General features: G+C 51.9%; 21 protein-coding genes. 19 read left to right on the top strand and 2 right to left on the bottom strand.

Translation table 11 applies throughout. The features are described from left to right. The first annotated feature begins 2 nt into the window (after positions 1-2). From LQ229_RS11750 to LQ229_RS11820, 15 genes are all read left to right on the top strand, one after another. Complete coding sequence (locus LQ229_RS11750) at positions 3-869, top strand: 2-oxoacid:ferredoxin oxidoreductase subunit beta (RefSeq protein WP_230191797.1); 867 nt, start codon at positions 3-5, stop codon at positions 867-869. Between the two features lie 118 nt (positions 870-987). Further along, positions 988-1,560 carry a phosphate propanoyltransferase gene (locus LQ229_RS11755; RefSeq protein WP_216537582.1) on the top strand — a complete coding sequence of 191 codons (573 nt, stop codon included), beginning with the start codon at positions 988-990 and terminating at the stop codon, positions 1,558-1,560. 183 nt (positions 1,561-1,743) lie between these two features. Next, positions 1,744-3,297, top strand: a complete 1,554-nt coding sequence (gene miaB / locus LQ229_RS11760) for a tRNA (N6-isopentenyl adenosine(37)-C2)-methylthiotransferase MiaB (RefSeq protein WP_216537583.1) — start codon at positions 1,744-1,746, stop codon at positions 3,295-3,297. A gap of 59 nt (positions 3,298-3,356) precedes the next feature. After that, entirely contained in the window at positions 3,357-3,815 is a 459-nt protein-coding gene (locus tag LQ229_RS11765) for a YlbF family regulator (RefSeq protein WP_216537584.1), read from the top strand. A gap of 127 nt (positions 3,816-3,942) precedes the next feature. Next, the gene (locus tag LQ229_RS11770; protein WP_216537585.1) at positions 3,943-4,374 is read left to right on the top strand and encodes an NfeD family protein; all 432 of its coding nucleotides are present in this window, start codon (positions 3,943-3,945) and stop codon (positions 4,372-4,374) included. 1 nt (position 4,375) lies between these two features. Further along, the gene (locus LQ229_RS11775) at positions 4,376-5,311 is read left to right on the top strand and encodes an SPFH domain-containing protein (protein ID WP_230191798.1); all 936 of its coding nucleotides are present in this window, start codon (positions 4,376-4,378) and stop codon (positions 5,309-5,311) included. Between the two features lie 378 nt (positions 5,312-5,689). Then, positions 5,690-6,601, top strand: a complete 912-nt coding sequence (locus tag LQ229_RS11780; RefSeq protein ID WP_230191799.1) for a hypothetical protein — start codon at positions 5,690-5,692, stop codon at positions 6,599-6,601. Between the two features lie 42 nt (positions 6,602-6,643). Continuing rightward, entirely contained in the window at positions 6,644-8,089 is a 1,446-nt protein-coding gene (locus LQ229_RS11785; protein WP_230191800.1) for a nicotinate phosphoribosyltransferase, read from the top strand. Positions 8,090-8,159: 70 nt separating this feature from the next. Continuing rightward, positions 8,160-8,642 carry a pyridoxamine 5'-phosphate oxidase family protein gene (locus tag LQ229_RS11790; RefSeq protein ID WP_216537588.1) on the top strand — a complete coding sequence of 161 codons (483 nt, stop codon included), beginning with the start codon at positions 8,160-8,162 and terminating at the stop codon, positions 8,640-8,642. Between the two features lie 15 nt (positions 8,643-8,657). Continuing rightward, positions 8,658-8,861 carry a hypothetical protein gene (locus LQ229_RS11795; protein WP_230191801.1) on the top strand — a complete coding sequence of 68 codons (204 nt, stop codon included), beginning with the start codon at positions 8,658-8,660 and terminating at the stop codon, positions 8,859-8,861. A gap of 112 nt (positions 8,862-8,973) precedes the next feature. Further along, complete coding sequence (abc-f, locus tag LQ229_RS11800) at positions 8,974-10,878, top strand: ribosomal protection-like ABC-F family protein (protein ID WP_230191802.1); 1,905 nt, start codon at positions 8,974-8,976, stop codon at positions 10,876-10,878. 8 nt (positions 10,879-10,886) lie between these two features. After that, entirely contained in the window at positions 10,887-12,638 is a 1,752-nt protein-coding gene (locus LQ229_RS11805; protein ID WP_230191803.1) for an ABC transporter transmembrane domain-containing protein, read from the top strand. 7 nt (positions 12,639-12,645) lie between these two features. Continuing rightward, the gene (locus tag LQ229_RS11810; protein ID WP_216538071.1) at positions 12,646-14,685 is read left to right on the top strand and encodes an ABC transporter ATP-binding protein; all 2,040 of its coding nucleotides are present in this window, start codon (positions 12,646-12,648) and stop codon (positions 14,683-14,685) included. Positions 14,686-14,704: 19 nt separating this feature from the next. After that, a complete protein-coding gene (locus tag LQ229_RS11815; RefSeq protein WP_230191804.1) occupies positions 14,705-15,487 on the top strand; it encodes an MBL fold metallo-hydrolase in 783 nt (260 codons plus the stop codon). 61 nt (positions 15,488-15,548) lie between these two features. Then, the gene (locus LQ229_RS11820) at positions 15,549-17,543 is read left to right on the top strand and encodes an electron transport protein (protein WP_230191805.1); all 1,995 of its coding nucleotides are present in this window, start codon (positions 15,549-15,551) and stop codon (positions 17,541-17,543) included. A gap of 241 nt (positions 17,544-17,784) precedes the next feature. Here LQ229_RS11820 and LQ229_RS11825 read toward each other — a convergent pair whose 3' ends face one another. Beyond that, a complete protein-coding gene (locus LQ229_RS11825) occupies positions 17,785-18,789 on the bottom strand; it encodes a M23 family metallopeptidase (RefSeq protein WP_230191806.1) in 1,005 nt (334 codons plus the stop codon). Positions 18,790-18,977: 188 nt separating this feature from the next. Between LQ229_RS11825 and LQ229_RS11830 the strand changes: the two genes are divergently transcribed. From LQ229_RS11830 to LQ229_RS11840, 3 genes are all read left to right on the top strand, one after another. Continuing rightward, positions 18,978-19,697 carry a response regulator transcription factor gene (locus LQ229_RS11830; protein ID WP_216538074.1) on the top strand — a complete coding sequence of 240 codons (720 nt, stop codon included), beginning with the start codon at positions 18,978-18,980 and terminating at the stop codon, positions 19,695-19,697. Next, positions 19,694-21,448, top strand: a complete 1,755-nt coding sequence (locus LQ229_RS11835; RefSeq protein ID WP_230191807.1) for a HAMP domain-containing sensor histidine kinase — start codon at positions 19,694-19,696, stop codon at positions 21,446-21,448. Before LQ229_RS11830 ends, LQ229_RS11835 begins: the two co-directional genes overlap by 4 nt. A gap of 75 nt (positions 21,449-21,523) precedes the next feature. Next, entirely contained in the window at positions 21,524-22,528 is a 1,005-nt protein-coding gene (locus LQ229_RS11840) for a Gfo/Idh/MocA family oxidoreductase (protein WP_230191808.1), read from the top strand. Positions 22,529-22,655: 127 nt separating this feature from the next. Here LQ229_RS11840 and LQ229_RS11845 read toward each other — a convergent pair whose 3' ends face one another. Further along, positions 22,656-22,979, bottom strand: coding sequence for a MerR family transcriptional regulator (locus LQ229_RS11845; RefSeq protein ID WP_216538077.1), 324 nt, complete (start codon positions 22,977-22,979; stop codon positions 22,656-22,658). 247 nt (positions 22,980-23,226) lie between these two features. Here LQ229_RS11845 and glnA point away from each other — a divergent pair, with 247 nt between their 5' ends. After that, positions 23,227-24,567 (top strand): type I glutamate--ammonia ligase, encoded by a 1,341-nt coding sequence (gene glnA / locus LQ229_RS11850; protein WP_216538078.1) that lies wholly within the window; start codon positions 23,227-23,229, stop codon positions 24,565-24,567. Positions 24,568-24,729 lie beyond the last annotated feature (162 nt).

Below are 24,729 nucleotides of genomic sequence, written 5' to 3' on the forward strand. Positions count from 1 at the left end.
AAATGGCTACTTTTAAAGAGTTCCGCAACAATGTGAAGCCAAACTGGTGTCCGGGATGCGGAGATTTCTCCGTACAAGCGTCGATTCAAAGAGCGGCTGCCAATGTCGGCTTGGAACCGGAACAACTCGCAATCGTATCCGGTATCGGATGCTCGGGCCGTATTTCGGGATATATCAATGCGTACGGCTTGCACGGCATTCACGGACGCGCTTTGCCGATCGCGCAAGGACTCAAAATTGCGAATCGGGATCTTACGGTTATCGCTTCCGGCGGTGACGGCGACGGGTTCGCAATCGGGATGGGCCATACCGTTCATGCGATTCGCCGTAATATTAACATTACGTACATCGTCATGGACAACCAAATTTACGGTTTGACCAAAGGGCAAACTTCGCCGCGCAGCGCAACGGGCTTCAAAACGAAAAGCACGCCGGAAGGCTCGATCGAGACGACGTTGTCGCCGCTTGAGATCGCATTGTCCGCAGGCGCTACTTTCGTCGCTCAATCGTTCTCCAGCGATTTGAAGCAATTGACTTCGTTGATCGAAGAGGGCATCAAGCATGAAGGCTTCTCGCTCATCAATGTATTCAGCCCTTGCGTCACATTTAATAAAATCAACACATACGACTGGTTCAAAGAAAACATCATCAACTTGGAGACGATGCCGGATTACGATCCGACGAACCGGGGTCAAGCGATGACGAAAATTATGGAAACCGGCGGCATGTTGACCGGATTGATCTACCAAGACAAAACGAAAAAATCGTATGAAGACTTGATCCCTGGCTTTAAACAAGAAGGCTTGGCGAACCAAGACATTAAGTTAACGGAAGAACAATTTGACAAACTTGTTGCAGAATTTAAATAACTATGCAAAAAGACGTGCGAATGTATCGTACGTCTTTTGCATTTTTGCCGTAAAGTAGTATAATAATGGTTGTTTGACCGGATAGAGAGAATTTTAAAAAACGAGAGGTGGAGAGGAAATGCGTAAAACAGTACCTGTCGGCGTTTCCGCACGTCATATTCATGTCACGCAAGAACATATCGAAATATTGTTCGGCAAAGGATATCAGCTTACGGAGTTGAAGCCGCTGTCCCAACCGGGCCAATTTGCGGCAAATGAAACGGTTGAAGTGATCGGACCGAAAGGATCGTTCGGCAAAGTTCGAATATTGGGACCTGCGCGTCCGGCAACGCAATTGGAAATATCCCGTACGGACGCGTTCGCGCTCGGCATTCCGGCGCCGGTGCGCGAGTCGGGCAATATTGCAGGCACACCGGGAATGAAAATTAAGGGGCCTGCCGGCGAAGTGGAGACGGATCAAGGCGTTATCGTTGCGGCGCGCCATATCCATTTCCATACGTCCGATGCGGAGAAATGGGGCATTAAAGATAAACAAATGCTCAAAGTACGGCTTGGCGGCGAACGCGGTCTTGTATTGGAAAACGTCATCGCGCGCGTATCCGATCAATTTGCGTTGGACATGCATATCGATACGGACGAAGCGAACGCGGCCGGCGCGAAAACCGGCGATACGGCCGAAATTATCGATTAAACGAATAGGGTTCGATTAGCGATCGATGGGAAAGCAGAGGAACGGTTATCGAGTGATCCGGATTCCTCTGCTTTTCTTGTTTAGGCCGAGAAAAAATGTTATAATTTGATGTAATGCTTTTTTTCAAATATTATTCATTTCATATACGAGTAACGCATCGGTTAGAAAGGAAGTGAACCGTTTATGGCGAAGGAAACGAAAGATTATGCCAAATACTTTGATTTTTCGAACGCCAAAGTGTTATCTGAGGATGAAAACGGCAAAAAAATTCGCATTAACGGTCGGGAAATTCAGATCAAAAGTGAGCCGAACCAAAGGCAAGGGAAGCAGCGCGGTAAGGAAGACATTCAAGTGCACTACGATACGGCCGTACCGGACGAGCTTCGGACCCTCGGCAACGGCAAATATTATTTGATTTATACGTACGGCTGCCAGATGAACGAGCATGATACGGAGACGATGAAAGGCATGCTCGAGCAGATGGGGTATCAAAGTACGGAAGACCGCAAACAAGCGGATATTATTTTGCTCAATACTTGCGCGATTCGCGAGAACGCCGAAGATAAAGTGTTTGGCGAATTGGGCCATTTAAAAGGGCTCAAGACGGAAAAACCCGATTTGATTCTCGGGGTATGCGGATGCATGTCGCAGGAGGAAGCGGTCGTGAACCGCATATTGTCCAAGCACGGATTCGTCGACATGATCTTCGGAACCCATAACATCCACCGCTTGCCGCATCTGGTGAAAGAAGCGCTGTTCAGCAAAGAGATGGTCGTGGAAGTTTGGTCCAAAGAAGGGGACATCATTGAGAACTTGCCCAAGAAACGCGAAGGAATGCGCGCTTGGGTCAACATTATGTACGGATGCGACAAATTTTGCACATATTGCATCGTTCCTTACACGCGAGGCAAGGAAAGAAGCCGCCGTCCCGAAGACGTGATTGCGGAAGTACGGGAACTCGCCAGACAAGGCTTTAAAGAAATTACGCTGCTCGGCCAGAACGTGAACGCCTACGGCAAAGATTTCACCGATATCGAATACCGCTTCGGCGATTTGATGGACGATATCCGTAAAATCGATATTCCGCGCGTCCGCTTTACGACATCGCATCCGCGCGATTTCGACGATCATCTGATCGAAGTGCTGGCCAAGCGCGGCAATCTGGTAGAGCATATCCATTTGCCGGTGCAATCGGGAAATTCGCAAGTTTTGAAAAAAATGAGCCGCAAATATTCGCGCGAACATTATTTGGAGCTTGTCCGCAAAATTAAAACGGCGATTCCCGACGTCGTATTAACGACAGACATCATCGTCGGCTTCCCGGGAGAAACGGACGAGCAGTTCGAAGATACGTTGTCGCTCGTTCGCGAAGTCGGATACGATTCGGCCTTTACGTTCATCTATTCGCCGCGCGCGGGTACGCCTGCGGCTGTCATGGAAGATAACGTACCGATGGAAGTCAAGAAAGAACGGCTGCAGCGTTTGAATGAAGCGATTAACGAGTACAGCCGCCAAAGCAATGAGAAATTGCGCGGGCAAATCGTCGAAGTGCTGGTCGAAGGCGAAAGCAAAAATAACGCAAACATGCTGTCAGGCCGCACACGTACGAATAAACTCGTTCATTTTGCCGGTTCCAAAGATTTGATCGGATCGTTCGTGCATGTGAAAATAACCGATCCGTACACATGGTTTACGAAAGGCGAGCTGGTCGCCGAACCGGCCGCAGCTCAAGCATAATCAAGATTCGTACATCCTATTAAGATAGAAAAAATGACTTGAAATGGGGGAGTTTGGGAATGGAGCAGCACGAACACAATCACGACCACGGACACAGCAACATACCGAAATTCAATTCGCGCGATCTGATCGTACGTGAAGATATTATGGCCAAAGCGAAAGAATTGGCGGAATTGATCTACACTTCCGAAGAAGTGCAGCATTATCAAAAAGCGGAACAGAAGATCAGCAACAACGAACGCATTCAAACGTTGATCGCGTCGATGAAGAAAAAGCAAAAAGAAATCGTCGCGTTCGAAAAGTTCCAAAATGCAAGCATGGTTGCGAAAATCGAGAAGGAAATCGAGCAATTGCAAGACGAATTGGACGGTATTCCGATTGTGGCCGAGTTCCAACAAAGCCAAAGCGATATCAACTATTTGCTCCAATTGATCGTATCCGTCATTAGCGATACCGTTTCCGCGAAAATCAACGTTGAATCGGGTGCCGTTGCGGCATCGTCCGATTGCAGCGATTAATTTACGGATCCATACCCTGCGCCCAAGGCGACAGGGTATTTTTTTGTCAATTTTGGACGAACGATACTTTTTCCAATGATTTCCGTATATATTAATATATCTCGAGAGAGGGGGTAAAAGAGACCGAATGGAACTTTGGGTAGTTTGGCTCATTGTCGCGGGCATCTTATTCGTCTTCGAAATGATGACGTTGACGTTTTACCTGCTTTGGTTAGGGATAGGAGCGCTCGCGGCGCTGGCAGTCGCTTTGGTCGCGCCGGAGGACATATTGCTGCAAGTCGTCGCGGGTTGTTTGGTCGCGCTTGTGCTGACGGTTTTTTCGAAAGCGATTACGAAGAGAGTGAGATCGTCGAAAGGGTTCAAGGACGCCGTGGATGAAATGGTCGGCAAACAAGGCATCGTTATGGAGAACATCGATCCCGGTCAATATGGAATCGTTAAGGTCGGCGGGGATACGTGGAGCGCGACGTCGAAGCAAACGCTGAAGACCGGCGATCGCGTCTTTGTCGTGAAACGAGGCAATGCCATTTTGGAAGTTGAGAAACAGGGAGGCGATTGATATGCATTGGGCGATTATCGTTATTATTTTGCTTGTGGTCATCGTATTTGTTGCGCTCACGATCAAAATCGTGCCGCAACAACGGGTCGGAGTCGTCGAACGATTGGGCAAATATCATAGGCTGTTGACTCCGGGGTTGAATATTCTGATTCCGATCATCGATCAAGTGCGCGTCTATCACGACTTGCGCATTCAGCAGGCGAACGTGCCGCCGCAAACCGTCATTACGAAGGATAACGTTCAAGTGCAAATCGATACGATCATTTTCTATCAAGTGATCGGGCCGGAGCAAGCGACGTACGGCATATCCGATTACGTATATGGCGTGCGCAACATTACGACGGCGACGATGCGGCAAATTATCGGCAAATTGGAATTGGACGAAACATTGTCCGGCCGCGAGAAAATATCGACGGAAATTCGCATCGCGCTCGACGAAGCGACGGAAAAATGGGGAGTCCGTATCGAACGGGTGGAAGTCATCGATATTAAACCGCCGCTCGATATTCAGGAAGCGATGGATAAACAGATGAAAGCGGAACGGAACAAGCGCGCGATCGTGCTGGAGGCCGAGGCGGCGAAGCAAGATATGATTTTGCGGGCGGAAGGGGACAAACAGAGCAAGATTTTGAAGGCCGAAGGGGATAAAGAGGCGCGCATCCGCGAAGCGGAAGGTTTGCGCCAGGCTCAGGAATTGGAAGCGCTCGGGGAGGCGAAAGCGATTCAAGCGATTGCGGAAGCCGAGAAAAATCGGATCGAGCTGCTGCGCGCGGCCGGGCTGGACGAGAACGTGTTGGCGTACCGGTCGTTCGAGGCGTTGACGGAAATAGCGAAAGGGCCGGCGAATAAAGTGTTTATTCCCGCCAATACCGTGGAAACGCTTGGCAGCATCGGCGCAATCGGGGAATTGTTCAAAGCGGCCAAGGCGGAACCGTAAGGCGCGGTTGTTACCGCTTTGGAAGCGGTCTGGCGGTTAAAAAGATCATGTTGATTTCGTGGCAGGTGCGTTGGTTTCATTCCCTTTTGTCGATATCCCCTTCGTTCAGTTGAGCCGGTTTCTTGCTAACGGTGCGATCCTTAGCGAGCGGGATATCGACAAAGGGCGGGGAAAAGAGAATACCGCTGTATGCCTATGTGATTCAATTCACGAATTTCGGCATCGTTTCATATGCTATAGGAGACTTGGTTGGATTTTGTCTAAGTTTGTGATAAACTTCACTTAATATAGCTTGTCCGCTTGCAGGGGAAACGAGTTTCGTTCGATTCAGCACGTGATGCATCATAGCTTGCATTAACTTTGAAGGAGGGCGATCCGATGACGATGAAGACGCGATTTGAACAATTATTCGATCAACATGCGCTTGGACTTGCCGATATGGGGAAGATGAACGACGTATTTACGCTTGCCTCGCAGGAGAGGTTGCGGCCAGCCGCTGAGGATGAGCGGCGGATTTTGTTCGTTGCGATCGATATGCAGAACGATTTTATGGAGAACGGCGCGCTGCCGGTGCCGGGTTCGTTTCAAGACGCGGCGAACGCGGCTCGTTTTATATACCGCCATATGGATAAAATAACGAATATTGCAATTTCTTTGGATACCCATCAGCCGCAGCAAATTTTCCATCCGTGTTGGTGGACGGACGAGAGCGGCAATCATCCGGAGCCGTATACGATCATTAAGGCGGCCGATGTTGCGGGCGGCAAATGGATTGCGGCGGCGCATCCCGGCGAAAGCTTGGAGTATGTAACGGAACTGGAGGCGCGCAGCCGGAAAGATTTATGCATTTGGCCTTATCATTGTTTGGAGGGAACCGCCGGGGCGGCATTGGAAACCCAATTTGCCAAAGTCGTCTATTTTCATTCGATCGCCAGACGCTCGGAGACGCAGCGTATCGTCAAAGGATTGGATCCGTTAAGCGAAATGTACGGCATCATCAAGCCTGAATACGACCGGAAGGGCTCGTACAATAAAACATTTCTGGATCGCTTGCCGTCGTATGACAAAGTGATTGTCGCCGGCGAAGCGAAATCGCATTGCGTATTGGAGTCGGTACGTCAAATATTGGAGCATTACGGCGATCGGCGGGATGTAACGTCCAAAATCGTGTTGCTTGCGGATTGCATGAGTCCCATCCCGGGATTTGAACAAGCGACGGACGAGACATTTGCCTATTTTCAAGAAAAGTATGGAATTTATATTGTGAGCTCGACGGAATTAGAGTTATAAGTTAGCGGACAGGAATATGGAAGACACCAGGGAGATGTGAACATGAATACGGAATCGATGGCATTGCATACCGATAAATACCAGTTGAATATGATGTACGCTCATTGGATCAGCGGTACGCACAACGAGAGGGCGGTGTTCGAGGCTTATTTCCGCAAGCTGCCTTTCGGCAACGGTTATGCGGTGTTTGCAGGTTTGGAACGAATTATTCATTATATACGGGAATTGCGGTTTACCGAAGAAGATATCGCATATTTGGCCGAGCAAGAAGAACAGTACGATGCGGCGTTTCTCGAGGAATTGCGGCGCTTCCGTTTCACGGGGACGATTCATGCGGTGAAAGAAGGAACGCTCGTTTTTCCGAACGAGCCTTTGATTCGCGTGGAAGCTCGTATTTTCGAGGCGCAGTTGATCGAAACGGCACTCCTTAACTTTATGAATTTTCAGACGTTGATCGCCACGAAGGCGTCGCGTATTAAGCAGGTCGCAGGGAAGGATACGCTGCTCGAATTCGGGACGAGACGGGCGCAAGAAGCCGATGCGGCGGTATGGGGAGCCAGGGCGGCATATATCGCCGGATTCGATGCGACGTCCAATCTGCTTGCGGGACAGCGTTTCGGCATTCCAACGAAAGGAACGCATGCCCATTCGTGGGTGCAGAGCTTCGACAGCGAGCAGCAGGCATTCGAAATGTACGCCAAAGCGCTGCCGGATCTGGTCACGCTGCTGGTCGACACCTACGATACGTTGAAGAGCGGCGTACCGCACGCAATCGAGGTCGGGAAGCGGATGGAACGGTACGGCAAGCGAATGCAGGCCATCCGCTTGGACAGCGGAGACATTGCCTACTTATCGCAAAAATCGCGGGAAATGCTGGACGAAGCGGGCTTGACGTACGTCAAAATCGTAGCGACCAACGATTTGGACGAGCACACCATATTCAACTTAAAAGCGCAAGGCGCCAAAGTGGATACTTGGGGCGTCGGGACGCAGCTTATTACGGCTGCGGATCAGCCGGCTTTGGGCGGGGTATACAAAATCGTCGCCCGTATGGAGAACGGATCTTATTTGCCGACGATTAAAATTTCCGCCAACCCGGAAAAAGTGACGACCCCGGGCAAAAAAGACGTGTACCGGATCGTCGACGCGCAGCGGCACAAAGCGATTGCAGATTACGTCTGTTTGTCGGAGGAGGATGAAGTTCGCCGCGGGGCGAGAATTAAATTATTCGACCCCGTCCATCCGTTTCTATATCGTTATGCGGAAGAATATGACGCTATGCCATTGCTTACGCCGATCTTCGAGGAAGGCGAGCAAGTATACAAGTTGCCGTCGCTTGACGAAATTCGGCGCTACCATCAAACGCAGCTGGCGATGTTCTGGCCGGAATATTTGCGCAAGTTAAATCCGCATAAATACGCCGTCGATTTCAGCCAAAAGGCGTGGAATATGAAAATGGAATTAATCGAACAGTTTGTCGGAAAATAAGCGATTCCATTGCCAAGCGGAAAAGTAGTATGGTATTCTTCTCCTAGTGAAGGAGGGAATGGTAGTTTCAATGTCATATGCGAACGAATTGAGCAAGTTTTTCCGGGAACAAACGTTTATGCAACTGGTTACGAGAGGCGAAAACTTGCAGCCGGATACGGATGTCGCGATCGGGGGATACGTTTCCGCAAACGGGGAACGGGTGACCGTATATATCGACGCCGGCCGGTCTGAGGAAGTGCTCTCCAATTTGAACCGCAACGGGAAGGCTTCGCTGTTGCTCGCTCATGCCGGAACGCGTGAAACGGCGCAGGCGAACATTTTATATATTTCTTCGCGCCGATGCGCGGAATCGGATGTTATAACTCAATCAGACTATATCAAACGTATGAAGCCGTATTGGAGAGCTTATGAAAGACCGGGGGCGGGCGAACCGCTCGCGACGGTGGCCGTTACTTTTAAACCGGAGCAAATTTCCGGATTATCGAGCCGCTTATACGGCGCAATTTCCGCCAGCGCAGCCCGGAAGCTCGCCAAAACGGAAGTTCAATAAAAAAATTTCTTGCAAATGTTTCACATGGTGTGTTATGGTAATATTACTTTAATCAAAGGAGGTGCAGGCAGGATGTTGAACGTGAATGTTACTGATTTTTACAATCAAGCTCGCGTAATCATGCGTGGAATCGCATATGGTTTCCCTATGGACGCTACAGGTGTGCCTATTTTTGACTATACGTTTTTACACGCGAAAAGACTCCTGCCTCAGCCTTAACGGATCGATTGTTAGGTAAAGGGCCGCGGGATTTTCCCGCGGCTCTTTTTTTTGGTCTGAAAAGGATGCAGGGCGGGAAGCACTCATGCATAGAAATTGGAGGACCGAGACGATGATTGTAAATATTCAGCATGTGCAAAAGTATTTTGGCGCCGAAATGGTGCTTTCGGATATAACGTTTCAAATCGGCGAAGGGGAAAGAATCGGTATCATCGGACGAAACGGATCGGGAAAATCGACCGTCTTGAAACTCATTGCGGGCAATATAGCACCGGATCAAGGAGAAATATCCATACGAAAAGGAACGAAAATCGGCTATCTTTCGCAAACGAAAGAGGCTTTCCCCGGAGCAACCGTTTATGACGTGTTGTTGCAAGGATATAGTGAGCTCATGGAATGGCAGGCGAGAATGACAACGCTGGAAGCGATGATGGCCACTCAGCAATCTGCGGCGATGATGGAGAAATACTTGGAGGAGTATTCGGAACTGCAAGAGAAGTTCGACCGGCAGGGCGGCTATGAAATGGATGCCCGTATTCATCAAATCGCCAACGGCGTAGGCATACCCGACGAGCATTTCGCCAGATGCTACGCGACATTGTCGGGAGGAGAGAAAACGAAAATCGACTTGGCGTCGCTGCTGCTGGAACGGCCCGACTTGCTGCTGCTCGACGAACCGACGAATCATCTCGACCTGGCGGCGACGGAATGGCTGGAAGATCATCTCCGCAGTTATAAAGGGACTTCGGTTATCGTGTCTCACGACCGTTATTTTCTCGATCGGATTGTCGATAAGATCGTAGAAGTCGAGGACGGCGAGGCGATGACATACCATACCGATTATTCCGGTTATCAGCGGGAAAAACAGGAGATGCTGCTTCGGCAATTCCAAGAGTATAAGGATCAGCAGAAGCAAATCAAGCAGATGAAGGAAGCGATTCGCCGATACACGGAATGGGGCAACATCGGCGGCAATGAGAAGTTTTTCCGGCGCGCCGCGGCGATTCAGAAAGCGCTGGACCGGATGGATAAAGTGAAGCGGCCCGTCCTGGAGCGGAAAGCCGCCGATTTTGCGGCAGGCGCCACGCAACGATCGGGGAACGACGTCATCGTCCTTGACCATATCGGCAAATCGTTTGGCGAAACGGTATTGTTCCAAGGCGTGTCCGGGTTGATCGAATACGGAGACAAAGTCGCGCTGATCGGCGGCAACGGTACGGGGAAGAGTACGCTATTCCGCCTATTGCTCGGCGACGACCGTCCGGATGCAGGGGAGATCAAGCTGGGTACGAGGGTGAAGCCGGGCTATCTGGCTCAGGATGCCGCACCCGCGAGCGGAACGACGGTGCTGCAATATTTCCGCGATCAAATCGGGGTTGAGGAAGGAGAAGCGCGGCATTTGTTGGCCAAATATTTATTTTACGGCGCGGACGTATTCAAATCCGTCGCCGGATTGTCGGGAGGCGAGTGGACCCGGCTGCGGCTAGCCGTCGTCATGCATCACGCGCCGAATTTGCTGCTGCTCGACGAGCCGACGAATCATCTCGATATTCCTTCGCGCGAAGCGCTGGAAGACATGCTCGAGGAATTTTCCGGCACGTTGCTCGCCATCTCGCATGACCGTTATTTTATCAATCGGTTGGCTGGGAAAACATGGGAATTGCGCGATCGCCAATTGTTTCACTACGAAGGCAATTTTGAAGCCTATAAAGAAGAGACAGCGAAACGGCAAAGGAAAGAGGCGGAGACGAAAGGAGCGGCGGCGAAAAAAACGGCTTCCCGATCTAAACCGATCGATGCGCAGCGCCATCAAGCGCGCCTGCAAGAACGTGCGGAAGAGCGGATAGAACGATTGGAATCCCGGTCGCGCGAACTGGACGCGCTGCTGATGGACGAAAAAATCGGGACGGATTCGGAACGATTAACGGAACTGCTGGCGGAACGGGAACAGGTGCAGAGAGAGCTTGAAACGCTTTACGAGCAATGGTTTCAACTGCAAGCAACGGAAAAGGAGTAGAGATAAACATGTTTTCCATCTTATTTAAATTGAAATGGTTTTTCAAAGAAAACCGTTTAAGGTATACGGTGGCCGTCGTTTTATTGATTGCCGTCGGGGCGCTGGAAATGATTCCTCCCAAAATGTTGGGGACGGCGGTCGACCAAATCCAGCAAGGGACGTTTACCGAATTCGGGTTGACGCAATTTTTAATACTGTTCCTCGGCGTTATCGTTTTGATTTACGTTTTCGGATATATTTGGCATTATTTGCTGTTCGGCGGAGCGAATTTGGTTGAACGCATACTGCGTTCCCATTTTATGAGCCATTTGCTGAAGATGACGCCGACGTTCTACGAAAAAAATCGTACCGGCGACTTGATGGCCCGGGCGACGAACGATTTACGGGCCGTATCGTTGACGGCGGGTTTCGGGATATTGACGTTGGTCGATTCCAGCATCTATATGCTTACCATCTTGCTTACGATGGGATTTATGATCAGTTGGAAGCTGACGCTGGCGGCATTGCTGCCACTGCCCCTGATCGCGGTCGCCATGAAATATTACGGCAGGGTCATACACGAACGGTTCACGGTCGCTCAAGACGCCTTCGGCGATTTGAACGATCATGTGCTTGAGGCGATCTCGGGCGTGCGCGTCATCCGCGCTTACGTTCAGGAGGAAGCGGATCAGTCGCGGTTTCGGCGGCTGACGAACGACGTATTTCGCAAAAATATCGATGTAGCCAAGATCGATGCGCTGTTCGAACCGACGATCAAAATTTTGGTCGGCATCAGCTACATGATCGGACTCGGATATGGCGCATATCTTGTGTTTCAGACCAATATCACGCTCGGAGAGCTGATCACTTTCAACGTTTACCTGGGAATGCTCATTTGGCCGATGTTCGCCATCGGCGAATTGATCAATATTATGCAGCGCGGCAACGCGTCGCTCGATCGGGTCAATGAGACGTTGTCCTACGAACCCGACGTCAAGGACCATCCGCGGCCGCAAGCGGCGGCATCGCCGGAATCGATCCGCTTCCGCGATGTGACGTTCCGTTATCCTTCTTCGCAAACCGACAATTTGCGCAATGTTTCGATCACGATCCGGCGCGGGCAGACGCTTGGCATTGTCGGCAAAACCGGAAGCGGCAAAACGACGCTGATCAAACAGCTTCTGCGCGAATATCCGCTCGGTTCCGGAGAAATTGCCGTCGCCGGCATCCCGCTTGAACAAATCGCGGTTGAAGACGTCCATCGCTGGATCGGTTATGTGCCGCAAGAGCAAATCTTGTTCTCCCGCACGGTGCGCGAGAACATTCAATACGGCAAGCCGGGCGGCTCGGAAGAAGAAGTCCGGCATGCGCTCGAAGCGGCATCGTTCCTGCAGGACATTTCCACTCTGTCGCACGGGCTGGATACGATCGTCGGGGAAAAGGGCGTTTCGCTGTCAGGCGGACAAAAGCAGCGGGTGTCGATCGCGCGCGCCTTAATGGCTGATCCGGAAATCTTGCTGCTCGACGATGCAATGTCCGCGGTCGATGCGAAGACGGAAGCGAAAATTATCGCGAACATTCGGCGCGAACGCGCGGGGAAAACGACGTTCATTACGACGCATCGTCTCTCCGCCGTACAGCATGCGGACTGGATTATTGTCATGGATGACGGCCGCATTGCCGAACAAGGCACGCATGAGCAGCTGGTGCGGCAGGACGGGTGGTACAAAGAACAATACGAACGCCAGCAGCTCGAGGCAAACTTAACGGAAGGCGGGTGAGCCTAACATGAACGTAGGCAAAAAACTGTTTCAATACGCACTTATTTATAAAAAAACGTTTATTATCGCATTGCTAATGCTTGCCGTTGCGGTGGCGGCCGAGTTGATGGGACCTTTTATCGCGAAAACGATGATCGACAACCATGTCGTCGGGATCGAAAAACCGTGGGTAGAAGTACCGGCGGCGGGCAAAGGGACGGTTCGATACGACGATCGGCTGTTTGAACGAAGCGATCGCGTGCAAGGGGCGGCGGGGCAAGAGGTGCGCGTGCTGCAAGTCGGCAGAACGTTCGTTTTCGTCGACGGGCCGATAAGCTTTGACGGCGACCGCAAGCTGGACGGGACTCGATTGACGATTACGCAAGGCGACTTGACCGCAACGTACGAAGCGGCGCCGCTAGCGACGGCGGAACTGTTCCAATTCTACGAACCGGAAATCGGCGGTCTGCTCAAATTGGCGGGCATCTACATCGGGCTTATTTTGGTGGCCGCGGCATTCGAATACGGAAGAATTTATTTGCTGCAATCTTCGGCCAATCGCGTTATTCAGAAGATGAGGCAGGATGTGTACGGCCAAATCCATCGGCTGCCGATCGGATATTTCGATACGTTGCCGGCTGGCAAAGTCGTTTCCAGGGTAACGAACGATACGGAGGCCGTGAAAGATTTGTTTGTCACGGTGCTGGCCAACTTCTTCTCCGGCGCCGTATACATGATTGGCATATTCATCGCGTTGTTTCTGCTCGATGTCAGGCTCGCGGTCGTATGTTTGGCGGTCGTTCCGATTTTGGCGCTATGGATCGTCGTTTACCGCAAGTTTGCGACGAAATACAATCATGTGATCCGCGCGCGCCTGAGCGATATTAACGGGATGCTGAACGAGTCGATTCAAGGGATGCCGATCATTCGCGCGTTCCGCCGGCAACAGGAAACGAAGCGCGAGTTCGAGGATTTGAACGAAGATCATTTTAAATATCAGAACAAAATGTTGAACCTGAATTCGCTCACCTCGCATAACTTGGTGAACGTCATTCGGAACTTGTCGCTTGCCGCCGTCGTTTGGTACTTCGGCGGGGCGTCGTTCAGCGCCGCCGGCGCGATATCGTTCGGCGTGATCTATGCTTTCATCGACTATTTGGGCCGTTTGTTCCAGCCGATCGTCGGAATGGTCAATCAGCTGGCGCAGTTGGAGCAGGCGTTAGTCTCCGCGGAGCGGGTGTTTGAACTGATGGATATGCCGGGCACCGACGTGGCCGAAGGGAAGCTGCCCCGCTACAAAGGCGATGTTGCGTTTGACGACGTATCGTTTGCCTATAAGGAAGAAGAATACGTGCTGAAGCATATTTCGTTTGAAGCGAAGCAAGGGCAGACGGTGGCGCTAGTCGGTCATACCGGATCGGGCAAAAGCTCCATCATGAATTTGCTGTTCCGTTTCTACGATGCGCAGCAAGGGAAAATTACGATTGACGGGACAGATATAAGGCAAATTCCGAAACAATTGCTGCGTCAACATATGGGTATCGTGCTTCAAGATCCGTTTCTGTTCACAGGAACGATCGCGAGCAATGTCAGCCTGGACGATCCGTCGATCAGCCGCGAGCAAGTGGAGAAGGCGCTGCGCGATGTCGGTGCCGAGCGGGTATTCTCGAGCCTCAGGAAAGGATACGACGAGCCGGTCATTGAGAAAGGAAGCACGTTGTCCGCCGGACAGCGGCAAATTATATCGTTCGCCCGCGCGCTTGCGTTCAATCCGGCCATTCTTATTCTGGACGAAGCGACCGCCAATATCGATACGGAAACGGAAGCGATCATTCAATCGGCGCTAGACGTCGTTAAGAAAGGGCGCACGACGTTTATTATCGCGCACCGATTATCCACGATTCGCAGCGCCGATCTGATTCTCGTGCTCCATCGCGGGGAAATCGTCGAACAAGGGTCGCATGAATCGCTGATGAAGCTCCAGGGCAGATATTACCAGATGTATCAGCTGCAGCAAGGCGGCAAAGCCGAGACGGTTCCTTCCGCCGCCAATCCGTCGTTCGTTTGATGAGAGGAGATGGCTACAGATGACCGATAAAATTACATTTCTAGGAACGGGGGACTCCATGGGAGTCCCGCGCGTATATTGCGATTGCAGCGTCTGTACGGAAGCGAGAAACGGCGGGATCAACCGCCGTTTGCGTTCTTCTATTATGCTGCAGACGGGCGAAGGCATCATGTTGATCGATTGCGGCCCGGATTGGACGGCGCAGATGGAGAGACACAACTTGCGGACCGTACAGCATGTCCTCATTACGCATGCCCATTTCGACCATATTGCCGGTCTGCCCGAATGGGCGGACGCATGCCGCTGGCTTTCGACCCATGGAAACGTTTATGCGCCGCAAGACGTACTGACTACCATTCGCGGTCAATTTCCTTGGTTGGAAAGCCATTTCCGCTATTACGACATTGCGGACGGATTCGCTTTCGGCGGCTGGCATATCGAGCCGCGCCTTATGTGTCACGGCAAAAACGGCAGCTCTTACGCATACCGGCTGACGAAACATTCGTACCGCTGGGCGTACTGCCCGGATACGATCGATTGGAACGAGCGGGATAAGGCGTATTTTAAAGATTTGCAATTGTTGATTCTAGGAACGAATTTTTACAAGGAAGAAGCGGAACGCCGCACCCGCTCGGTATACGACATGGTGGAAGCGATGGAGCTCGTTTCGGACATTAAGCCGGAGCGGGTCGTGTTTACTCATATGTCGCACGGCGTCGATTTGCGGGAGCGATACGCTTTGGCCCCCCTAATACAACTCGCAAGAACGGGGTTGGAAATCGAACTGCCTTCATTTACGTGAAATCGTAAAAATTGGGAATGCTACTTTACAGAATCGTCTTTCTGTAAAGGGGTTACATATCATGAAAAACCGCAAGCGAAGACGCCTTCGCTTCATCATTTTGTCGCTTGGAATCGCGCTGATCGGCGGAGGAATTGCCGCAGTATTCGCCTTCCAACCGGAATACGCCTATATGCCGAAAGCCGATAACGTATTGAATCCTGCGGCCATTACGGCAAAGAGCCGGACGGATCAAGACGTGCGCGTCTACGACGTTTGGGGGAAAACGGTGAAGACGAACGGGACGGTCCAGGCGCAAGCGAGTGCGGACGGGAAGAACGAATTGTCCCCCGGGCAAGGTGCGGTCGAGATTAACGAAGCTTTGCTCCGGCTGGGCCGTAAAAGTTTCTACAAAGAGACGTTCGGCAACGAAGTGTTCCTGACGGATATTATGGGGATCGTTGACGGGCCGTTAACGTTGCCGAAAATCGCGAAAGCGATCGTGAAGCTGCAAGGCAAAGGAACGTCCAACTTGCAGGTCGAATTGGATAAAAGCGTAAAGATCGGCAATAAGACGTATAAAAAAGGAGATCTCATCGACACCGGAATCGATGTGCCGAAAGGAGCCTACGCGCCGCTCGGCATGCCCGTCAAGTTCTCGGGCGGCAAACTGAAAGTCGGTATCAGCTGCGCCGTCTGCCATGCCACGGTGGACGCGAAGACGAAGCAGGTCGTCGAAGGGGCGCCGAACGCCGACTTGAACGCGGGATTGCTGCTGGCGATGGCGACGAATTCCGCCGCCTACTTCACGCATAGCGACGTGGGCAACTTGTCCCGTTATTTGCAGGATATGAGCAAAGGAACCGTTCCAACATCCGACGGGAAGACAACGACGCTGCCCGATCCGAAAAAGCTGGAGGCGGATGTGGATGAGACGCTCGCCAAATGGCCGCGAGGCAACTTCGATTCGACGATCGATTTGAAGAGCAATCCGGCGCAAATTCCCGATTCGTTTACGAAAGACGCGCATCCGTACGGATGGAGCGGCTTTGCGATCGCCGGACCGTTCAAAGGTTTGGGAACGTTCAGCAATAACGTTCATGCGCAAAATTCGGATTCCTTGGCGCAATCCGAGGTGAGTTCCGCTTTATTCGGTATCGACAAGGAATTATATATGGGTACGATTTTGCAAAACGCGGCCAATCCCAAGTTCCGCTATCGTCCGCAAAGCGGGCAGAAGCCGTCGGAGTTTTTCGCCAAAGTCGATCCGACGCCAGGCGTACCTGGAGCGAACGAACTGATCAAGCTGCCTTCGTATCCGAAATTGAGCCTCATCGCGCCCGACGGCTTATTTGCCAGTTCTCCGGGCTATCACGTCGGCGAACAAGTGAATGCGATGTCGGCTTGGCAAAATACGATCGTCCCGCCGCCGGCGCTCATTAGCGGCAAGCCGGGCGTTCTGGACGAAGGGAGAGCCGTATTCGTCAAGGCGAAGTGCATTACTTGCCATTCGGGCAGCGCATATACGAACCATAAAATTATCGACGTCCGCACGATAAAGACCGAGCCGTCGCGAGCCAGGGCGATGAAGGCGACGGAGTCTATCTTCGGCCGGGCTTCGATTTACGCGCCGGACACCCTGGTTCCGGTGAAGAAAAACGCGAAAGTGTTGAAGGTGCCTGCCGCTCATTTGGACCCGAAACAAGTCAAAATGAGCTTTGCGCACGGCGAATCGCAAGGCGGCTATAAAGTGAAAGGGCTAATCGGCTTATATTGGACAGCCCCGTACTTGCATGACGGAGGCGTCGCCGTCGGCCGCAACGAACAGATCGAACTTGGCATTCCCGGCACCTTGCAGCAAGGCATTGCGCCCGATCCGTTCAACAGCTTGAAGGCGCTCGTGGATCGCGGTTTGCGCAAAAAGGTTGTCGCAGCCAATCGCGCGGACGCCAAATTGCGCGACGTACACGTTCGCGGGGTGGGCCATGAATTTTGGGTGGACGAAAAAGCGGGATTCACCAAAAAGCAACAGGATGCGTTGATTCGCTATTTGTTGTCGCTCGTGCCGAAACGGTAGGGAGGGATTTTTTCGCGCAAGCTTAGCAAACTTGCAACCTGCGTCCGTCTTCTTCCGTCTAGTCGTAAGAGGTGAGAAAATGGTGAGACGTTCAATAACTCCGCTTATTGGCGATCAAGCGACGGAAAATTTTCGAACGGAGACACCTCTTCCGTGTTTGCGATAGAAGTCCGATAAAAGAGGGGCATTGACAAAGAGCAGACTGCTGGCGCACACTACCCGCGCGCAGCAGTCTTTCTCTTTATGACGCATTGTTGCCGGCATGTCCGGCAGCCGTATCCCCTTTTTTCAAATCGGAATTGCCGGCCCATTGGATGCGGATCGATTGACCGGCCGCAAGATCGGGTCGATCCGATACTTGAAAATGAATATGAGGCTCGCTGGAATTGCCGGAATTGCCGCATAAGCCGAGCACATCCCCTTGTACCACCTTATCGCCGACTTGGACGCGGATCGAGTTGCGTTGAAAATGGGCCAAAATGCTATATTCGCCGTTTCCGTGGTCGATGACGATATGATTGCCCGCAGGTTGATCCGTACTGGTCTCGACGCCGGGCGCATTGTCGGGAATGTCGTTTACGACGCTTGCGACGATGCCGTCTGCGGGCGCAAGCACGTCTTGGCCGAAGGCATAATAGCTTTCATTGCCGCCAGGATCGCCTGCGAACGAAGCGCCGTCCTTCACGATCACGAAATCGTAAGCGTAGCGCTGGCCTGGATGTTCGTAATGATAATTGTACAACACGTTTGTTCCTCCCCAGTACGTGTACCATTCTCCTGCGAACGGATACGCAAAGGCGGTTTGCGTGAAGACGCCGTCCGTTTCCGGATGGGGGGCCAAAGGCTGCAAAAGCAATCCGTGAATGGTCGATTGATCGTCAAAAACGGCCAGTAATCCTTTTTTGTTTTTGTCGTCGATCCAAATCCATTGCTCGTAACCGTTCGTAAGCTCCCTGACAGGCTCCAAATAAGAATCGATATCGTTATGAAACGATTGGCCCAATTCTTTTAAATCTTGCAACGTTACCGATTTGCTGAACTCTTCGCTCATTTGCTTATGGATCCGTTCGAATTGGCCTTGCAGCAACGCTTGCGGAAGCTGTTCGGGCAATAATTTGCCGCTTTGCATTACTGTCTCGGCCGGCCTGGCTTCCTCGCCGCTCCATTCCGCGCGATCGCCGCCGCATGCCGACAATAAACCGATTCCTAGCAGGAATAACATAGTTAGGTACGCATGACGTTTCAATTCCGTATCACTCCTAAACGTTTTCTCACTATCGATTATATACGGCCCGAATTACGGCCCGTGAAACGCAAACTTACTTTACCCTTAATCTTTCTCAACGTAAATTAAGGTTCCGTTAAGATTCCATTTTGCCGCAAGAAAAATAGTCGTGATATAGTAGGTTCATTGAGGGTTGAAGGAGGAAAACGATGAACCGGGCGAATATATTGCTGGTTGACGATGAGAAAGCCATTGTACATATGTTGAAAACCGTTCTTGCAAAGGAAGGATATGCGAACGTGGACGCCGCCTTTACCGCGGAGGAGGCGCTTGAAGCAAGCCGTACGAAAACGTACGATATCATCTTATTGGATGTCATGCTTCCGGGACAGAGCGGCTTTGATATTTGCCCGTTGCTGAGGCAAGCGACGGATGCGCCGATCTTATTCTTAACAGCCCGCACGACCGATTTCGATAAACTGACCGGATTCGCGCTTGGCGGCGACGATTATATTACGAAGCCGTTCAACCCGCTCGAAGTGGTGGCGCGCATCAAAGCGCAGCTTCGGCGCCGGACGAATGGCGCAAAGGCCGGGCAAGAGCGGATTCCGTCGGACTATTACGATTTCGGCCGTTTCCAGGTCGACGCCATGGCGGGAGAACTGCGCGTGGAGGGCGAACTTGTGGCTTGTCCCGCCCAGGTGTTCCAGCTTCTGTTGTTTTTATGCCGCCACCCGAACCGTGTGTTTCATAAAAAGCAGTTATACGAACAAGTGTGGGGGGAAGAAAGCTACTGCGACGATAATACGGTCATGGTACATATTCACCGGATCCGGGAACGGATCGAGCGCAATCCGAGCGAGCCCGAATATTTGCTCACCGTACGCGGGCTAGGTTATAAGCTCGTTCGAAGGGGCGATTCCGTTTGAGCTTCAAGAAACGGTTTATTATCCAAACGCTAGTGTTGTTGTTTATCATCGTCGTGTTGCTGCTGCTGCTGATCGGCTCGACGGTTTTTGTCGCTTTAATGAAGACGGGCGAGATCGAACGGGACCGCGATTTTGCCGAGGCGGTATTGCCGTATATGTCCAATTCGGTTCAAGTGGAAAACGGAGAGCTGATCTTGGACGATAAGCTGCTGGGCAAAGTAAAGGAATACGGAGGGTGGCTGCAAGCGATCAACGAGCGGGGTGAGGCGATCTATTCGTTTCGAACGCCTCCGGATGTGCCGGACCGGTACAATCCCGGGGAACTGACGGCATTCTGGACGGGCGCGCGCCCGTTTCCGTATTTGCTGTATGTCTTTATCGAGGTGAAAGACGGCCAACAGATTACGCTGCTGTACGGGTTCAAAGATAACGCTCGCGAGATGACGGACCGGATCCGGGAAGCCGCCGCCGTGACGAACGATGGCATCGACATGCCGGAGAACGTCGCCGCCGAATTGAAACGAAAGGGAATATGGGCGCAAGCTTTGGACGAACGCGGGGAAGAGATCGCATCGTGGAATAAACCGAACGGGGAACCCGCGCAATATTCCGCGCAGGAATTGATTCTGCGGACGCAGTATCCCGAGCGTTATACCGGCAGAATCGCTTCTTTGTACGATGAGAGAACGAATCTCACCTGGATCGTTCATTTTCCGAACGGGACGGATATCAGGCAAATCGGGGACACGATGACGATACGCGAAATCATTCAAGTGCTTCTGCTCAGCTTTCTCGGTTTTGCGCTCATCGTGCTTGTTTTGTTGTTCCTGTTCGCTTTTTGGTACGGACATCGCTTCGGCTCGCCGATCCTGCATATGTACGATTGGCTGCATCATTTGGCTCAAGGAGAATATGCGGAGCCGAAGGACCGCCATGGACATCCGCGCAGCAAAACCCGCGCAGGAAAGCTGCGCCGCAGATTCCGTCTGTATACCGATATGATCGCTTCCTTCGCCCATTTAACGGAAACGCTGCGGTCAAACGAAGAAATGCGCAATCAATTGGAGCGGGCGAGGGAGGAATGGATCGCCGGCGTCTCCCACGATTTAAAAACGCCTTTATCCTCCATTATGGGATACGCACATATGCTCGAATCGGAATCCTATGAGTGGACGCAAGCGGAAGTACGGGAATTCGCCGGCGTTATGAAGGAAAAATCGCAGTATATGCATGAATTGATCGAAGATTTGAACGCGACGTACCGGTTGAAGAACGATGCGCATATGTTGTCGCGGGAGGCGACGGAAATGAACGGGTATATCGACAGGGCCGTTAAACAATTGACGGACGATCCGCAATTCGCGGGGGCGCATATTGATTTTCGCGGGACGAGCGATTCTCTGTATTTTCCGATCGATCCGGTCTGGTTCCGCCGCATCATCGACAACCTGTTGGCCAATGCGCTCCTGCATAATCCGGACGGCACGAACGTTCGCGTCTCGCTCGAGACCGGGGAAAGCTCCGGCTTCTCTATCCGCTTCCAAGACGACGGGGTCGGCATGGACGAAGCGACGGCCGCCCGGCTGTTCGATCGCTATTTCCGGGGAACGAACACCGAACGGGGCGGCAAGGGAAGCGGGCTCGGCATGGCGATTTCCAGACAGCTCGTTTTGCTGCATGGCGGATCGATTCAAGTTCGCAGCGCCCCGCAACAAGGGACGACGATTGTCATATCGTTCGATAATCGATGATTTTGTACATGTACGCACTAATATAGTAAGATGGTAAAGAGATGCATTTGTTAAATGAAGGGAGAAGAGGATGCAATGGACGGAGCCAAGTTTAGATGGGGAGTTCTCGGCTGCGCGAAAATTGCGGTCGAACACGTCATACCGGAAATGCAGCGTTCCGAGCGATGCGAGGTGCCGGCTATCGCCAGCCGCGATCGGCAAAAGGCGGACCAAGCCGCCGAAACGTTAGGGATTGCGAAAACGTACGGATCGTATGAACAATTGCTGGCCGACGAAGATATCGATGCGGTATACATTCCGTTGCCGAATCATTTGCATAAGGAATGGACGATTCGCGCTGCGGAAGCGGGCAAGCATGTTTTGTGCGAGAAGCCGATCGGCCTGACCGCCGCAGAGGCGAAGGAGATGGCGGACGCATGCGCCAAGGCGAACGTGATGCTTGCCGAAGCGTTCATGTACCGGCATCATCCCCGTTACGACCGGTTGCTTGACATCGTCCGTTCCGGCAAGATCGGAACGGTACGGGGAATCCATGCCACGTTTACATACAACGGCGCGGGAAACAGCGGCAATATCCGTTTCAACAAGGAAATGGGCGGGGGCGCATTGTACGATATCGGCGTCTATCCGATAAGCGCCGCACGCATGATTCTTGGCCAGGAGCCGGAAGCGGCAACGGTGCATGCGCAATTCTCGGAACAGCATGACGGGGTCGATATGATGGCTTCCGGACTGCTGGAGTTTCCGGGAGGCGTCGCCTTGACGTTCGATTGCGGCATGTGGTCGGCATTCCGCAACACGCTTGAAGTTGTCGGATCCGAGGGAAGAATTGTCGTTCCGTCCGCATTCCGGTATGCGGATGAGCCGGAGTCGGCCAATTTCTTTGTTGAAATCGGCGAGGAGCGGGAGGAAATTCAGGTTCCTTTCGTCGGGCAATATTTGCTGCAAGCCGACGATTTTGCCAATAGCGTATTGCATGGCGCGCCCATGCGGTACGAGCCGTCGGACGCCGTCTTAAATATGCGCGTCGTAGACGCCTGCTTGCAATCCGCCCGTACGCGTACGCGCGTTTTGCTGTAATCGGCACAAAACCCCTTAACGCAAAGCAAGAGGAACTTGGCTTTGGTTAAGGGGTTCCTTTATTTGGCTTACGCGCTACAACCGCCACCTATCGATACCTCGTTTCAATCTTAATGAAGCGCTCCGCTTAGTTTTTAACGGTTGGCGCGTTGAAATGGAACCGCGCGTTCAATTGGCCGCGTATCATCTCTTCCCGCATCGCCGTTTTGTTTTGTCTCTTTTCCTTTTCATTGATCTTGCGAATTTCATACGTTTGCAAACCGTCCTCAAGCTTATCGGCAATCTCCATTAACGTTTCCACATCGTCAAACGAATATTTCCGCGTGCCGCCGCGGGAACGTTCCGGAAATATGAGTCTGCGTTCTTCATAATAACGGATTTGCCGCTCGGACAAACCCGTCAATTCGCTGACGACGCCAATCGTAATGACTTTCCGCTCTTTATATGTCATTTTTATCACTCTCCGATTTTCGATAAATTTTTTTTAGTTAGTACATAATATATCACACTGGACAGCAATGAATAAATAGTTATGTCAACATACCTGACATTAAAGATTTTTTTACACCATAAAACAGAATTAATCGCTACGGTCGGTAAAATAATATGTCATATAATCTGACAGATTCATAGATTTCGACTCCGTTTTGTAGATAATGAACTTAAGAATCCAACTAGCAAATTCGGAGGTAGAGGCAATGACGACAAAGCATTATACAAAAGAAGATATACTCAGATTGGCGCAAGAAGAAAACGTTCGATACATTCGGTTGCAGTTTACGGACTTGATGGGAATTATTAAAAACGTGGAAATTCCGATCAGCCAATTGCCCAAAGCGTTGGACAACAAAATGATGTTCGACGGTTCCTCGATTGAAGGGTTCGTACGGATCGAAGAATCCGACATGTATTTGTATCCGGAGTTGGACACTTGGATGATCTTCCCTTGGACGACGGGGGACGGCAAAGTGGCGCGCTTGATCTGCGACGTTTACAATCCCGACGGCACGCCGTTTGCCGGCGATCCGCGCGGCGTACTGAAAAGGGTGCTGAAACAAGCGGCAGAGCTTGGATTTACGGCGATGAACGTCGGTCCGGAGCCGGAGTTCTTTCTGTTCAAGACGGACGAGAAAGGAAACCCGACGCTGGAGGTGAACGATCAGGGCGGTTATTTCGATTTGGCGCCGAGCGACCTTGGGGAAAACTGCCGCCGCGATATCGTCTTGACGCTGGAGAGTATGGGATTCGAAATCGAGGCATCCCATCATGAAGTGGCTCCGGGGCAGCATGAGATCGACTTCAAATATGCGAACGCCGTCGAAGCGGCCGACAATATTCAAACATTTAAGCTAGTGGTGAAAAATATTGCGAGACAGCACGGATTGCACGCCACCTTTATGCCGAAACCGCTGTTCGGCGTCAACGGATCGGGGATGCATTGCCATCAATCGTTGTTCCGCGGCAAAGAAAATGCGTTCTACGACGAGTCCGACGTACTCGGCCTGAGCGAAACGGCGAAACAGTACGTTGCCGGCATCTTGAAGCATGCCCGCGGGTTTGCCGCTATCACGAATCCGACGGTCAACTCCTACAAACGGCTTGTGCCGGGATACGAGGCTCCTTGTTATGTCGCTTGGTCGGCGAAGAACAGAAGCCCGCTCATCCGCATTCCCGCAAGCAGAGGGCTCAGCACCCGGATCGAAGCGCGGAATCCGGACCCGGCCGCGAACCCGTATTTGGCTCTGGCCGCCATGCTCGCTGCCGGTCTGGACGGCATAAAAAACAAAATGGCGCTCCAGCCGCCGGTAAACCAGAACATCTATATTATGAACGAAGAGGAGCGTGCGGAGAACGGCATATCCAGCTTGCCGTCCACGCTAAAAGAAGCGATCGAGGAATTGAAAAACGACGAAGTGATTACGCATGCGCTCGGCGAGCATATCGTCTCGCATTTTATCGAAGCGAAAGAAATCGAGTGGGATATGTTTCGCATTCAAGTGCATCCGTGGGAACGCGATCAATACTTGAGCGCTTATTAAGTTCATTACAGCCCCTGTCAGGGGCTTTTTTGATCGGCGTGCCCAGCTAAGCACGCATCTTCTAGCCGGTGAAAGTCCGGTCGCGGGAAGGGCCAAGCCCCCGCGTAGCTAGGATACCTACGTATGGCGAAATCTGTACGTAGAAGCGTATCGACGAAAGTA

The organism is Paenibacillus sp. CECT 9249, assembly GCF_918697855.1.
Classification (GTDB): domain Bacteria; phylum Bacillota; class Bacilli; order Paenibacillales; family Paenibacillaceae; genus MSJ-34.

Coding starts and splice junctions, on each gene's coding strand:
- LQ229_RS11775 (WP_230191798.1), top strand. CDS start 4,376: ATGCATTGGGCGATTATCGTTATTATTTTGCTTGTGGTCATCGTATTT.
- glnA (WP_216538078.1), top strand. CDS start 23,227: ATGACGACAAAGCATTATACAAAAGAAGATATACTCAGATTGGCGCAA.
- LQ229_RS11770 (WP_216537585.1), top strand. CDS start 3,943: ATGGAACTTTGGGTAGTTTGGCTCATTGTCGCGGGCATCTTATTCGTC.
- LQ229_RS11815 (WP_230191804.1), top strand. CDS start 14,705: ATGACCGATAAAATTACATTTCTAGGAACGGGGGACTCCATGGGAGTC.
- LQ229_RS11750 (WP_230191797.1), top strand. CDS start 3: ATGGCTACTTTTAAAGAGTTCCGCAACAATGTGAAGCCAAACTGGTGT.
- LQ229_RS11755 (WP_216537582.1), top strand. CDS start 988: ATGCGTAAAACAGTACCTGTCGGCGTTTCCGCACGTCATATTCATGTC.
- abc-f (WP_230191802.1), top strand. CDS start 8,974: ATGATTGTAAATATTCAGCATGTGCAAAAGTATTTTGGCGCCGAAATG.
- LQ229_RS11830 (WP_216538074.1), top strand. CDS start 18,978: ATGAACCGGGCGAATATATTGCTGGTTGACGATGAGAAAGCCATTGTA.
- LQ229_RS11805 (WP_230191803.1), top strand. CDS start 10,887: ATGTTTTCCATCTTATTTAAATTGAAATGGTTTTTCAAAGAAAACCGT.
- LQ229_RS11780 (WP_230191799.1), top strand. CDS start 5,690: ATGACGATGAAGACGCGATTTGAACAATTATTCGATCAACATGCGCTT.
- LQ229_RS11840 (WP_230191808.1), top strand. CDS start 21,524: ATGGACGGAGCCAAGTTTAGATGGGGAGTTCTCGGCTGCGCGAAAATT.
- LQ229_RS11795 (WP_230191801.1), top strand. CDS start 8,658: ATGTTTCACATGGTGTGTTATGGTAATATTACTTTAATCAAAGGAGGT.
- LQ229_RS11765 (WP_216537584.1), top strand. CDS start 3,357: ATGGAGCAGCACGAACACAATCACGACCACGGACACAGCAACATACCG.
- LQ229_RS11845 (WP_216538077.1), bottom strand. CDS start 22,979: ATGACATATAAAGAGCGGAAAGTCATTACGATTGGCGTCGTCAGCGAA.
- LQ229_RS11810 (WP_216538071.1), top strand. CDS start 12,646: ATGAACGTAGGCAAAAAACTGTTTCAATACGCACTTATTTATAAAAAA.
- miaB (WP_216537583.1), top strand. CDS start 1,744: ATGGCGAAGGAAACGAAAGATTATGCCAAATACTTTGATTTTTCGAAC.
- LQ229_RS11785 (WP_230191800.1), top strand. CDS start 6,644: ATGAATACGGAATCGATGGCATTGCATACCGATAAATACCAGTTGAAT.
- LQ229_RS11820 (WP_230191805.1), top strand. CDS start 15,549: ATGAAAAACCGCAAGCGAAGACGCCTTCGCTTCATCATTTTGTCGCTT.
- LQ229_RS11790 (WP_216537588.1), top strand. CDS start 8,160: ATGTCATATGCGAACGAATTGAGCAAGTTTTTCCGGGAACAAACGTTT.